Origin of the sequence: Agathobacter sp. LCP21S3_B2 (assembly GCF_052118705.1) — a bacterium.
Lineage (GTDB): Bacteria > Bacillota > Clostridia > Lachnospirales > Lachnospiraceae > Roseburia.
Genome location: NZ_JBQKGQ010000008.1, coordinates 71,876 through 85,520, shown reverse-complemented (window position 1 = coordinate 85,520; position 13,645 = coordinate 71,876). Strand labels below are relative to the sequence as shown.

At 31.8% G+C, this 13,645-nt stretch carries 11 protein-coding genes; all 11 read right to left on the bottom strand.

The window, feature by feature from the left end; all coding sequences use genetic code 11:
• Positions 1–6: 6 nt before the first annotated feature.
• Complete coding sequence (locus tag ACTQ1L_RS07510; protein ID WP_441366345.1) at positions 7–1,554, bottom strand: lipopolysaccharide biosynthesis protein; 1,548 nt, start codon at positions 1,552–1,554, stop codon at positions 7–9.
• A complete protein-coding gene (locus ACTQ1L_RS07505; RefSeq protein WP_441366343.1) occupies positions 1,551–2,435 on the bottom strand; it encodes a beta-1,6-N-acetylglucosaminyltransferase in 885 nt (294 codons plus the stop codon). Before ACTQ1L_RS07505 ends, ACTQ1L_RS07510 begins: the two co-directional genes overlap by 4 nt.
• 2 nt (positions 2,436–2,437) lie before the next feature.
• Positions 2,438–3,547, bottom strand: a complete 1,110-nt coding sequence (locus tag ACTQ1L_RS07500) for a polysaccharide pyruvyl transferase family protein (protein WP_441366342.1) — start codon at positions 3,545–3,547, stop codon at positions 2,438–2,440.
• A gap of 1 nt (position 3,548) precedes the next feature.
• Entirely contained in the window at positions 3,549–4,679 is a 1,131-nt protein-coding gene (locus tag ACTQ1L_RS07495) for a hypothetical protein (protein WP_441366340.1), read from the bottom strand.
• Positions 4,680–4,851: 172 nt separating this feature from the next.
• Positions 4,852–5,400: an acyltransferase gene (locus tag ACTQ1L_RS07490; RefSeq protein WP_441366338.1), complete on the bottom strand. Its 549-nt coding sequence runs from the start codon at positions 5,398–5,400 to the stop codon at positions 4,852–4,854.
• A 29-nt stretch (positions 5,401–5,429) separates the two neighbouring features.
• Positions 5,430–6,608, bottom strand: coding sequence for a glycosyltransferase (locus tag ACTQ1L_RS07485; RefSeq protein WP_441366337.1), 1,179 nt, complete (start codon positions 6,606–6,608; stop codon positions 5,430–5,432).
• Positions 6,609–6,621: 13 nt separating this feature from the next.
• Positions 6,622–7,644 carry a capsular polysaccharide synthesis protein gene (locus tag ACTQ1L_RS07480; protein ID WP_441366335.1) on the bottom strand — a complete coding sequence of 341 codons (1,023 nt, stop codon included), beginning with the start codon at positions 7,642–7,644 and terminating at the stop codon, positions 6,622–6,624.
• 4 nt (positions 7,645–7,648) lie between these two features.
• Positions 7,649–8,755: a glycosyltransferase family 1 protein gene (locus ACTQ1L_RS07475; protein WP_441366334.1), complete on the bottom strand. Its 1,107-nt coding sequence runs from the start codon at positions 8,753–8,755 to the stop codon at positions 7,649–7,651.
• A 10-nt stretch (positions 8,756–8,765) separates the two neighbouring features.
• Positions 8,766–9,902 (bottom strand): glycosyltransferase family 4 protein, encoded by a 1,137-nt coding sequence (locus ACTQ1L_RS07470; protein WP_441366333.1) that lies wholly within the window; start codon positions 9,900–9,902, stop codon positions 8,766–8,768.
• The gene (locus ACTQ1L_RS07465) at positions 9,886–11,334 is read right to left on the bottom strand and encodes a sugar transferase (protein ID WP_441366331.1); all 1,449 of its coding nucleotides are present in this window, start codon (positions 11,332–11,334) and stop codon (positions 9,886–9,888) included. Before ACTQ1L_RS07465 ends, ACTQ1L_RS07470 begins: the two co-directional genes overlap by 17 nt.
• 28 nt (positions 11,335–11,362) lie before the next feature.
• Complete coding sequence (locus ACTQ1L_RS07460; RefSeq protein ID WP_441366329.1) at positions 11,363–13,492, bottom strand: Helicase associated domain protein; 2,130 nt, start codon at positions 13,490–13,492, stop codon at positions 11,363–11,365.
• Between the last annotated feature and the right edge of the window lie 153 nt (positions 13,493–13,645).

The window sequence follows — 13,645 nt, the reverse complement described above, 5'->3', positions numbered from 1 at the left end:
ATTTTATCATTCCTTCCTTTTATAAAAAATCTTAGGTAAAATATTGTGAAAAACAAATTGTTTACTTTCTTTATATTCAGTCAACTGATTATAAAAAATAAAAAATAAAAAATTTGGTAAAATTAAACATATTATTGCATTCACAATCAATACAATATATTTATTCCCCTCTATAAAACTTGTACAAAAATATGTTAAACAAGAAACTACTATTACAACAAAGAAATAATATAGTTGCTTTTTATAATATATTATTTTATCAAATTTTATAAAATAATATCTAAAAATAATTGAAGAACCCCACATAAAATTTATAAAGAAAATAGAAATCCATGTTGCAAGAATTATACCATGCACACCATATAACTTTCCCAAAATAAAATTCAAAATAATATTGGTAACCGCTTCAGTTAACACATAATATCTATTTTGCCAAAATAACCCGGTTGCAGCACTATATTGACTCCTTACATCTCCCATTGTTAAAGAATAAAAATATAAACAAATCAAACAAACATCTAACATTGGAAATAATAAATCCTCTCCCATCCATATTTTCATAAATGGTTGATATAAACAAAATAAACATACTGTACACCATCCTGCTATCCATGAATACATAAACGTAAATTTTGTAAAATCCTTATAGTTTTTCTTAATGGACTCTGTGGCAACACTATTACCTATTCCAGCCCCAATAGATGACATTAAAATAACTAATACACCACTGATTGCATTCATTATATAATAATAATTTCCATAAATTGTAACAACATTTAATCCTAAAAACATTGATAAAAAAATATTATCAAAGGAATTTCGACTCACCATACACAGTTTTCCTACCATTAACCCTTGAATATTTTTGCTTATTAACTTTTTGTTTTCTGCTTTTAACTTTCCTTTAGGTTGAAATTGAGGATAATATTTTTCTGAATAATATGCTGTAATTATATTGGTTAAAACAGTATTTATTATCATACAAACAACATATCCATAATAATTTTTTAAAACAATTAATGTAATTGTCTGCATCAAATACATAATTATTTTTAAAACAATATTAATCTTACTAATAATATCTTCTCTCTGATAGGCTGTCAAAATACAGTTTTTATACGCATACATAAAATAACTTATTGCCGTATTGAATAAAAAGAAAATATACAATAGTTGCAAGTTTATATCAGATGGATATTTTCCATTAATAAGGAACTTGAGAAATGGGAGTAATAATATGCCTACAACAGAAACAAAAATGCCTATTTTATGATATATTTTTTTATAATAATTCATCAAAGCACATATTGTATCGGTGTCATTTTTTGCAATTGGATTATACATGTTATATACAATAGCACTTGAAAATCCAAGTTCTGCTAAATTTAAAACTGTTAAAATTGAAGTAAACAAACTATTTAGTCCCAAATAATTTGCTCCTAATGAATATATGAAAACAGTCCTAAGAAAAAAAGGAAATAAAATTCCTACGATTTTATTCAATACTCCCCATATTAAATTTCTTATACTATTTTTTGTTCTTTCTAACTTCATTTTATATTCCTTTTTTTCTTTATAAAATTGATTACCTCTATTCCTTCTGGAGATTCAAATTTCATTGCAAAAAGATTATGACTTTTTAATAAAAAGTCCACATCCTTTTTACCAAAATTCCAACCAGGATGTTCCCCTGAAACATTAGATGGCCATGCCAATTCTCTTAAACATCCATCCCATTCATTATCTAATCTATATATTCTATTTTTATAATCAGAATTAAAAGCTATTGTTTGAACAAATACCTCATCACAACAAATTGTATGTTTCAATAAATTTCTCATTTCTTCTTCTCTCTGAAGAATTGTTTTTAATAATCCTTCAGTAACAGAAAAATATGCACAACCTTTTTTTATATCATAAATAGTTTTCTTTCTATTATCTATGCCAAGTATATCTTGAATGATTCTAAATACATAACGAATACCATTAATCATCTTTCCTGAAATACCTATTAATTTCCCGTGCTCAGCAAAAGGAACATAATATTTGACTCTTAAACTAAAATCTGCTCCATTATCAAATCCTATAAATTCACTTCCTTTATGAATTTCAAAAAATTTATGTATATAGTTTTGATTCCATAATGGAAAATTAACACCTGTTAAAAAGTGATAATACAAATGTTTACCTACTGATAATGCTTTTTTCATCAATATGTATTCACATTCCACCTGTGTATATCCACCCCAATTTACAGATATTCTATCTGTAAAAAACAATCTACTATATTTGACAGAAAATTGTTCCGAATGCATATTGCTTTTTTTATCAATATGAATGATAATGTCATTTCTCTCATCATCTATTGCCGTAATCAATAATTGTAATAGATCTGGTCTATGATGTGCCATTATCATGTATGCATGTCTATCCATATCTAATTAGTAACTGCCTCCTTCAAGAATCTCATTGATTCATCAATAAGCTCATCCAATTCATTACTTTTATATGTTAATTCACTATTAACTATTTTATGTATATCTGAATATTGATGAATTGCTCTTTCTTCTTCATGAAATATTTCTAAGAGATTCTTTGTTCTAAAATCAACATTTTCATTCTCATTAAGGAAGAAAAAATTTTTTTCAAATATATTAGCAAATACAGTTCCATGAAACGATTGAACAAACACGTATTCTGCATACTTCATTAAATTCAGAAAAACTAAAGGACCACTTTCTTCACATAAAATAAAATCATATTTATCTGGTCTGTACTTGTACCATTTCGACGAATTTATAACATATACATTTAATTTCTTTTTTTTAGCAAATTCCTGTACGATTCTATTCATTTCTTCATTAGGATACGACCAAGAATAATAAAATATGTATTTTCCATCAATTAAAGGCTCTTTAATCATTTCTCCCCATTCTTTCTTAGAAAGTAATAATGTAGGGTCTGCGGTTATAAAAATCTCTTTATCTGTTAATTTTTCAATAGTTTTTTTTCCAGATTTTTCTCTTACAGATATATACGTAAAATCAGATAACCATCTTGTTAATTCTCTTGATTTGTCTTTATCTATTTCTACCGTGGCTCCTAAGCTTGTTGCATATGCCACTTTACTTGCTCGTGTATTCCACGGTAAATAAAATGCGTCACTATAATCAGACATATATACATTCCATACTTGGTCACTTCCAGTTATAATAACGTCATAAGAATCAACAATATCTTGTATATCATCGGCTGAACTATATACCTTATCCGTTAATTTTAAATAATCATCTCTAAATGATTGATAACCTTGTTTTTGTTTTATTATCGATTTTATATTTTTTAATGTAAAAAACGTTTTTTTGGGATGTTTATAAAAATCTTTTGAAAATAAACTATATACTTTCTTGGATTGCTCTGTTACCAAATTAATAATTTCAACTTCACAATTACAAATTTTTATCAATACTTGCTGTAATGCAAAAGTCTGCAATAACGACCCACAATTATCAGAAGCGGATAATGTTAAAATACCTATTCTTTTCATTTTATTTTTTCTCCATATCATTTTTTTTATTATTAAAAACATATAATATTGGTATGGCAAAATACCATCTAAGGGGTGATGCTTCAACAATTAACGTTAACATTATAATAATATCCCATATTACAACAGCAACTTCTTTTGCTTTTAAATTTATTACTAGAGATTTATACAATAATAAAATATAAATAATAGTATTTATTATTCCAAAACTTAGCAATATTTGTAAGTAACCACTGTCTAAATATCTTAATCCCCAATTGTCATTACCAAGTATCCACGTTGGAACATTCGGATTCCCGAATAATGTAATATTATATTTATGTAAAAACAAATTATTATTTTCTAAACGAGAACTTAATAATGTATTCAATTCACTATATTTATTAAAATTGTCACTTAAATATACTAACCCTACAACCAACACCAAAAATAAACTTACAATAAATATTTGAATTATCTTTTTTTTAAATAGCTTTTTAAAAAAATCTAAACCTATTATTTTAACTATCATAATTATAATAATTGCTATAATTGAAAAAAAGGCGGTTCGACAATTAAATATAAAATATGTTTCAAGCCCTAATAATATCATCACAAGTAATTTATTAAGTCTTCGTTTTTCATAATCTTGTACAAACAAACATCCTGCAATTATAAGAGAAAAAAATCCTCCTGAATTAGGATGATTAAATCCTAATGTTAATCTTGACTCGCTCCCCCTATAAAAAGCAGGTGCCGTTGGTAATATATGCACGGCATTTAATAAAATTGTTCCAATGAAAAAAAACACCGTTACTGTTTTGATTTTTTTATTTATTAATCGAAAATCAACATTTGAATAAAAACTAACATATGTGAATAAATCTAATACTTCTCTTCTTTTACAATATCTATAAAGAAAAAATAAAAGTACATATATCATAAGCCAATAAAATGTTTGTTTTCGATTTTTATTAAAAATAATATACAAAATAGCATGAAAAACGCTTAAAAAAAGAGTTGAAATTGCAATAATTTGTTCAAATAATTGATTTGATAAATTCAAATACCAAGATGCACAAAAATTAACTAATAACGTTATTGTTAATAATTTCAATTTAAATTCACTTGTGTTTGATATTTTAAACTTCATATTTTCTATCCTTCTAAAATCGTTATTATATCATTTTACTCATTATGTTTTTATAACATCTTTTTAAATAGTATAATATCAAAGAAAATTATACATATAGTAATTAATCAAAATAATATTTTCAGAATTTATAATTAATTACTAATTTGAACTTATAGTAGTGTTATGATTACTAAACTATAAATCCAATGCCATTCTTACTAAGTATCTTTTTCATACTTTCTTTTTTTTCATCTGAAATATTTCCTATTATATATGTCTCATCAAAAAAAACGTTATTCTTTTTTAGATTATTTATTTTATCTAGATACTCATCTATTGTTGATATTTTTTTTGCTGGTACCCCCCCATATACATTTCCAGATTCTAAACTCTTTGTAACAACGCTCCCAGCACCTATTATTACATTATTTCCAATTGTAACTCCCGGTAAAACTATACTTCCAGCCCCAATAAAGACATTATTTCCAATCTTCACTGGCGCTATCTTCGTATATCCTAAAAACTTTTTCATAGACGCATCATGAGCTAAAATATGAACTCTAGGAGCTAAAGTAACATTGTCTCCAATTTCTATTAACCAACAGTGTCCAGGATCAATAATAACTCCATATTGAATATCAAAATTTCTACCATACCTAAATCCATCTTTTTCTAATTGTTTTAAATTAATGGTTCCTCTTATTTTTGCTTTAATTATATCTATTATCGTATATTTCATTCTTCTTCCTTATCTAATAATCTATAATTTTATGTGTCAAATAAACTATAATATTTTGTTATTTCGTTTTGATTTCCATATTCATGTTTTTTTAAATAATTAATATATTTATCACGATTTGGTATCATCTCCATAATGCCTTTAGCCAAGTCGCTTGCATCTATATTGACTATAATTCCCTCTCTTTCATTTATTTGATCAAACACTGTATCATATTTTGTTACAACAATAGGTTTACACAATATTTTAGCTTCATCTAATACCATAGATTTTCCCTCATAGCGAGATGGTTGTACAATAATATCAGCTCCTTTTATGTAAGGATATGGGTTTTCACGAACTCCAAGAAACTCGAAATTGTTTTCAAGTTGATATTTTTTTCTTTTTGTTTCTAAATCATCTTTAAGAATCCCATCACCTATCACATACCATTTAAATTTAATATTATTTTCTTTTAAAATTCTAGCTGCTTCTAATGCAATATCAAATCCCTTTAACTCTATCAAACGACCTATAGAAAGAATCCGCAAATTTTCATCATTTAAAAATTCACATGGTATAAATTGATCTGACATAATTTTAATTGTCTTTGAACTTGTAAGATTAGCTAAACATACAAATCTATCTGCTATATCGACAAAATAATTTTTTAAAACATTAACACAAACATCAGATATACTAACTATATTATCTATTTTCTTGAAATATTCTAAATCAAAATCCATATCAGCATTAATTTTAGAATAATCTGTATGCACCCAAGCAATTTTTTTCTTTGCTGTCACCTTGTCTACTAAATAAAATGTTGTCTCTCCTTCAAGATAAGAAATTGCAGTGTCATAATTTTTATTCAATCTCGGAATTATTTTTTTATAAAAATGTTTCCATCTGTACTGTCCTTTATGAAATCCTGACTTAGATAATGCTTTAGAAACAATTGTTCCAATAATATGAACTATACTCAATCTTAAATTTTTAATGCTGAAAGACTCTTTTATAGTATCTTTATACATAAATTGCAATATGTCTACATCATCTAAAATATTTACTGTTTCAGGTACTTGTTTCAAAAAGAAGCCCTTTTTTTTGAAAAGTACCAGATCAACATCATATTTACTATAGTCTATTAATTGCAATAGATTAATAAGACTTCGTTCACCACCTCCATTTTCTAAGCTCCCCATTATAAACAATAACTGTTTTCTCATGTCCGCTCCAATCCTACATTAAATCTCCATTTATTAACTTTCCATAGAATGTTATTTGTCCGTTTTTCTTTTCTGGAAAAGATTGCTTCCATGTAAGCTTAAATAACCTAGTATCTCTTTTCATATTTTCCCATTTCTTCTTATCAAAAGGTTCACCTAAAATCTTAAAAAGTTCATCACACTGTGGATTATTTGGTTCAATAATTTTAAATACATCTGCAACATTTTTATAATTATTTTGAACTAAAATAATCAAATAGTCTAAGAAAAGATAATCAACCATAATATCATTTTTTTCCCAATAAAACAAAACATAGTCTAAAATTATTTGATATACCCATCTATATTGTTCATTACATGAAAGCGAATAATTAGCAAATTCTCCACAGGCAACCGACACATGTCCATACCCCGGTCTCCTTATAGACCAAACTGGAAATCTGAAATATTCATTTGGAATCTTTTGTGAACAAAAAAAAGTAGAATCTAACCAAACTCCACCGTATCTCGCCAAAAGAGTAAGTCGAAGAATATCCGAATAATGTGTTCTGCTAATTATACCCTTATTTTTCTTTTCTTCCACCCATGTAGGCATATCTACATATTTTTTATAATTTTCTTCCGTTAAAAGAATAACCGTATGTTCTCCAGCATTTTTTTTAATAGAATCTATACAAACCTTTACAATATCAGGCGCATTATCAATTCCCTGCCACCAACATACCCAAATACAATTAGTATATATATTTTCATATTCATTTGTTTTTCTAGTACCCTCAACATCATATTCATTCATAAATCTCCCAAATGATTTTTTGTAATACTTTAACATAATTTCATGTTTCTTCATTAATGTTTTTATTTGTTTTTCATTTTCTTTAAAGCCGTTATGATTCATAACTTGAATATCAACCTTTGCTCCTAGCGTAATAAATGCTTCTCCCCAAGATGTTTCTTTAGCAATTACACAAGTTGCCTTAATCTCTTCTAATATGCGCCGTATGACTCGTCTTATATTTAAATATGTTTCTAGCATTCTTCTATCCTAATTGCGCCCTTTCATATAATTCACTATATTGATTCTCTAATATTTTGTATGCTTTATGAATATCATAATTTGAATTTAAAAATGATATTCTCTCTTTCTTACGGTCTGATATATTAATTTTTAAAATTTCTGATGCCCATTTCTGTGGAGAACTATGCAAGTTTATAAAATATGTTTTATTACTAAATGCCACTTCAGATGGTACCATATCTGAAAAAAAACAAGGAAGTCCTGCAAATTGTGCTTCTATTCCAACCAATGGTACACCTTCAAATAAAGAAGGTAATACAAACACATCAAATGCCTGATATAATCTATCAGTATCATCCCTATTCCCTAAAAAAATAATAGAATCCCTTACGCCACTTTTATTTGCATAATTAATTATTTCTTCTTCCAATTCTCCAGTACCAACAATCAACAATACTGAATTATGATTTAGCCCATGGAACTCTTTAAATATATCAATTAAAAACTTATGATTTTTTGGATAAGATATTCGTCCAACATGTCCAACAACAAAAGTTTCTCTTGGTATCTCCAATTCCTTTCTAACATCTAATCTAATAGAATCATTATAATAAAATTTATCTGCCTCTATAGCATTAGGAATTATTATGAAATTATCATTTTTAAATAAAAATTCACCCGCATTTTTTCCACATGCAAACTCATCTGTCAGTACATTCTGCAATCTATTACGATAAATTTGCTTTAACGGATATTTAAAATCTCGATCTATTGAAGTGCTATGACTATGTGCTATCCTAATTGGAACTCCTGCAATTTTAGCAGCCTTTAATGGTAAATAGCTCATAGCATCAATATGTGAATGTATAATTTTATATTCTTGATGATTTTCAAAAAAAATTTTCATCCATTTAAAATATTTAATATAATTTTGTGGGTAAAGACGTGGTGCATAATATACTTTTCCTCCCAATTTTACTATCTCATCATCATAATCACTTTTACATGGCCTATGTGTTAAAAAATCAAATTGTATTTTTGTTCTATCTAAATTCCTATAATAATTCATTAACATAGTTTCTAATCCCGCTCTATGCATATCATTAACACACTGTAATACTCTTATCATAATATTCCTCTTAGTAAATTATTAATGTTTCCTCTACAACATTATTCCAATTGTATTTTTTGCAAATAAACTCTGATGAATTTTTTTTTATTTTCATCACTTTTCCTGTATGACAACAGACATCTTGAAGCTTATTTTTCAAATCATTAATATCCGACCTTTTAAAAACAAAAGCTTTATCTTCCACAACATCCGTACACTCATTAATGTCCGATACTAAGCAACAATTTCCATAGCTCATTGCCTCCAACAAACTTAAAGGCATTCCCTCTAAGTCAGATGGGAGTACATACACATATGCATTGCTATACAGTTCTTCTAACGCTTGTCCTTGAACAAATCCAGTAAATAAAATTCGTTTATCCGCTTTAGCAAGTTCTTTCATTTTATTTTCAAATTCACTTGTATCCGAACTGCCACCAGCAATAACCAATTTTTTTTCTGTATCAACCTGTTTAAATGCTTCTATTAAATATTTGATTCCTTTTTCCGGAACTAAACGTCCCAGAAACAAAATATATTCATCTTTATCTAATCCAAATTTATTTTTAATAATCTGTGGTTTTCTTTCTATATGATTACTCACGCCATTTGGAATAAACACAGTTTTTCTGCCATATGTTTTTTCAAAATAATCTTGAACACCTTTACTCAGTACAATAATTTCATCAGCATAATTTACAGCATTTTTTTCACCCTGATGAATGAACTTTGAACCAAATCCACTTTTCCATTTTTCACGTTGCCAGTCTAATCCATGTATTGTGACAATTACTTTTTTACCAAATAACTTTGGCAACCACGCAAAAAATGCAGGTCCCTCAGCATGAATATGCACAACATCATACTTACCAAAAGCACAACATAATGCTGCAAAAAAAGAGGATGAAACAGCCGCAAGACCTTTCTTCTCTATTGTAGGTACTGTTTTGAGCTTTATTCCTTTATATTCCTTAAGTCGTTTTGAATCATACTCAGAACCACTTACATGATGGCCACCTCTGTTATAGCAAGTTACATTATGCCCTTGTGCAACCATCCTTGTGCAAAGTTCCTCAACAACTATCTCAACTCCGCCTTCTCTTGAAGGAATCCTTTTTTGTCCAAACATTGCAATATTAAGTTTTTCCTTACATTGCTCCATCATTTCTTAATACTCCTAGCATCGTCTGAAATATTATCTTTATATCCCCCTTAACACTCCACTCACTAATATATTTAGTATCTAGCTTCACCACTTCCTCAAAGTCCGTGATATTACTTCTGCCACTCACCTGCCATAGGCCGGTCAATCCCGGTCTGAATGACATTCTGGCTCTGTGGTGTGGTTCATACTTCTCCCACTCGTCGAGTGTCGGTGGTCTGGTGCCTACCAGGCTCATATCCCCTCTAAAAATATTCCAAAATTGTGGAAATTCATCCAGGCTTGTTTTCCTGATAAACTGTCCAATTCCAGTTTTCTTCTTTCCGTTTGGCAACACTTTGTTTCCGATGATTCTCGGATCAAAGTCCATCTTGAACATCATTCCGTCACCTATTTTGTTTTCTGCCATGAGTTCTTTCTTTCTCTCCTCGGCATCCATATACATGCTGCGGAATTTATACATCTTGAATTTTCTGCCGTTCCTACCCACTCTTTCCTGTGCGAAGAATATTGGACCCGGCGATGCTATGTATATCATTGGTCCGACAAATATCATGATAATAAGTGTAAACAGACAACCTACCAGACCTCCGACTATATCCATGCCCCTCTTGACCAGAAGAGCGCTGGTGTTTGCATAGTTGACACTAGATGTAACCACTGTGTAGTCGCCTATCTTTTCTATCTGCTTATAACCACCCTGGTCTGTTCCATTTTTGGCAATTCCTGTGTGTACAGCAATTCCCATTTCCAAGAACATAGCCGCCAGCTTGTCCGGATATTCTTTCTCGCTGCAAGGCGGTATGAGCACCTCATCCACCCACTCATCACATGCGTAGTCTGCTATGCCATCATGATTTGCTACGACAGAAATATTGCATATTGTTTTACCCTTCAGGTCTGAATCCAGCGAAGCTGCCACTATCTGTGTGTAACCCATACAGCTTTTCTCCACTGTGCGCAATGTATCCCGAAGCATTGCCTCAGGTGCTATAACAAGCAGTGACTTCTTCGATGCTGTAAAATCTTTCTTTTTAAGAAAGCTCTTTAGTGCCAGCCTGCAGATATATGTGATGGTCACATATATCGGAAACATGATGTAAAACGATAATCTGGAATATATATCAGCCATCTGTGTGGTGAACAGAAATAGCGCTGTGACCAGAAACACCAGCATTGCATGCTTGCAGACTGATATAAACTCATCGAGATATCCTCTTTTTAAGACATTTTTGAAGGAGTCTGCCATTATCTCTACAAAGAAATCTATCAGAAGGAAGGCAACTCCAAGTGTACGGTAATCCTTATCCACGTATGGATTATCGAACCCAAAACGTATCACATATGAAACAAAAAATGCTATTAATATGCATACGATGTCCAAAAGCATGAAATCAACATGCTTGGTCCACCCTCTTCCTTTCTTCCTGTACATTATTTCTATAGCTCCTTAGCTTGTATTCTTACTTCCAATCCATCCCTATACTGTCGAGCATCGCTATTCTGCTCTCGTCCAGCATCATCCCTGATGACTTTGGATTTTTTCTTTTACTTCGTATATTTGATATCCACCTGCCCAGCTTCACTCCATCCACACAATATGCCACCGGAATGTTGAGATTGCCGTGCTCGGTGTAGTATTCCTTTGCCAGCTCATACTTGCTGTTCCACACCGTATTATTGGTGTTTTCCAGATTGATACCCAGCTTTTTGAGCTGTGCTTTCTGCTCATCGGTCAGTGTTTCCGCTCTCATTTTCCTGCCGTTCTTTCCATTCTTGATGGATGAAAGCCAATTGCCGAGTGCCACACCGTCCTCGGTGACATACCTTACCGGTATGTGCAAATCACCTGTTTCTTCATAATATTTCTTTGCAGCATTGATATAGACATCCCATATCTCGCTGTTTTTGTCCCAGATCATGCCAAGTGCTTCGAGCTTTTTGAGCTGTTCTTTGTTGAGTACTGCTTCCTTGCCCTTTTTCTTGGCTGACACACGGATGTTGTTAATCCATTTACCCAGCGGATATCCGCTTTCTGTGACGTATCTTGACTTGATATCCAGATTTCCATGCTGTTCATGATACTTTTCCAGCTCTTCATAGGCCGTATCAAAGCTGTTTTTCCTGACATTCCATATCATGCCTATCAGGTTCAGCTTTTCTATCTTGTCTGCTGTGAGTCCTCCGGCTATCTTGCCTGAGTACACCTTGCGCTGGGTCTGTATCCAGCTTCCAAGTGTCAGACCATCGTCTGTCACATAGTCCTTTGACACCTTGAGGTTGCCGTGGTCTCTGTAGTATGCGCAGGCTGCCAGATAGTAGTTGTCCCAGGTTGATGATAGACTGCTCTGCAACTGTCCGAATAGCTGACGGCATTCCTTCACTTCGTCGTATATTCGGAATCTATCCTTGAACCTTTCTTTCTCCACCTGTGTACATGGCATGAGTGAGAATGCCTGGTCTATCTCTTCTGTCAGACAGTCGATGCTGTAGAGGCTCTCGAAGTTGTCCACTAGATCAAATATGATTGGTGTCTTATTAGTACCTGCCGAGAGGCATCTGCCTATCTGCTGCATATAGATGATTGGTGATACCGTCGGTCGAAGCAGTATGACTCCGTCCACGTCATCAACATGTACGCCCTCGTTCAGCATGTCTATGCAGTACAAGAGCTTTAGATGATCACTCTTATCTGCTTTAAATTCTGCAAATGCCTTTGAGGTCTCCGGGTTGCTGTAGTATGCCACATATACGTGCGGGCTCATATCCACATTGTCAAACCACTCGTGCATATGTTCTTTCATCTCATCCATGTGCTCACGGCTGGAGCAGAATACGATGTACTTACCATGCATTTTTCCTTCCATGCGCATATGCTTTTCAAAGATTTTGTCAGGTCCGTCCGCTTTTTCCAGTGCACGGCGCAGTTGTTCGAGCAGCTCCATATTCTGTCTGACGCTGCTTCTGCTTTCCATCGCCTGTATTCGCTGCTTTAGCTTCTTGAGCTCCTCACCATAGGAGTACATCGCCATGACGTACTTTGGTGTGGAGAGTATGCCCTTCGCCATCGCCTCTCCCAGTGTCATCTCTGATGCTATGCAGCCGTCGAATATTTCCTCTGCCATATCTCTCTGATTGTCGAGATAGCGTATGTTGGTGGCTGACAGTCCCAGTATTTTTGCTGTTTTATGAGCATCCAACAGCTTTTTGACGCTCTTTCCCCATTCTGACGCGCCGCATCTGTGAAACTCATCGAGTATGATGTAGTCCGGCTGTATTTTATCTATAAGTTCCTCATTGTGCATGAGTTTGCTGTATGAGATAAATGTGATATTGTCCGGGGATTGTATTTGTTTATCTGATGAATCAGGCTTCATAAGCTTCTGCAGATTCTCAAGCTGCGTATGATATATATAGCTGCTTGGCGCCAGCCAGTACACACTCGCGTCTGGATGCTCCATCGCCAGCTTAAACGCTATGAGCGACTTGCCTGTTCCGGTAGGATGTATAATAGCTGCCTTTCCGGTCTCAGCCATCATAGAAATGGCTGCTTCATATGCCTTTTGATTGTGCTCAAAGAGTTCTAATTTCATGGCATCATGACCCTCCTGCGGGTACCACATAATAAACATTATGTGGTAAATTTCTAATTCATCTATATTATTCTACCACTTTACGGTTAAAAAACAAGAAATTTAGTCATATAAAATTCTTTTTTGTCAAATCATGACAAGAAAAATGTATCC

Bases quoted from the DNA above. Each gene is read 5' to 3' on its own strand.
- ACTQ1L_RS07465 (WP_441366331.1), bottom strand. From the start codon at position 11,334: ATGTACAGGAAGAAAGGAAGAGGGTGGACCAAGCATGTTGATTTCATG.
- ACTQ1L_RS07510 (WP_441366345.1), bottom strand. From the start codon at position 1,554: ATGAAGTTAGAAAGAACAAAAAATAGTATAAGAAATTTAATATGGGGA.
- ACTQ1L_RS07485 (WP_441366337.1), bottom strand. From the start codon at position 6,608: ATGAGAAAACAGTTATTGTTTATAATGGGGAGCTTAGAAAATGGAGGT.
- ACTQ1L_RS07500 (WP_441366342.1), bottom strand. From the start codon at position 3,547: ATGAAAAGAATAGGTATTTTAACATTATCCGCTTCTGATAATTGTGGG.
- ACTQ1L_RS07475 (WP_441366334.1), bottom strand. From the start codon at position 8,755: ATGATAAGAGTATTACAGTGTGTTAATGATATGCATAGAGCGGGATTA.
- ACTQ1L_RS07495 (WP_441366340.1), bottom strand. From the start codon at position 4,679: ATGAAGTTTAAAATATCAAACACAAGTGAATTTAAATTGAAATTATTA.
- ACTQ1L_RS07490 (WP_441366338.1), bottom strand. From the start codon at position 5,400: ATGAAATATACGATAATAGATATAATTAAAGCAAAAATAAGAGGAACC.
- ACTQ1L_RS07470 (WP_441366333.1), bottom strand. From the start codon at position 9,902: ATGATGGAGCAATGTAAGGAAAAACTTAATATTGCAATGTTTGGACAA.
- ACTQ1L_RS07505 (WP_441366343.1), bottom strand. From the start codon at position 2,435: ATGGATAGACATGCATACATGATAATGGCACATCATAGACCAGATCTA.
- ACTQ1L_RS07480 (WP_441366335.1), bottom strand. From the start codon at position 7,644: ATGCTAGAAACATATTTAAATATAAGACGAGTCATACGGCGCATATTA.
- ACTQ1L_RS07460 (WP_441366329.1), bottom strand. From the start codon at position 13,492: ATGAAATTAGAACTCTTTGAGCACAATCAAAAGGCATATGAAGCAGCC.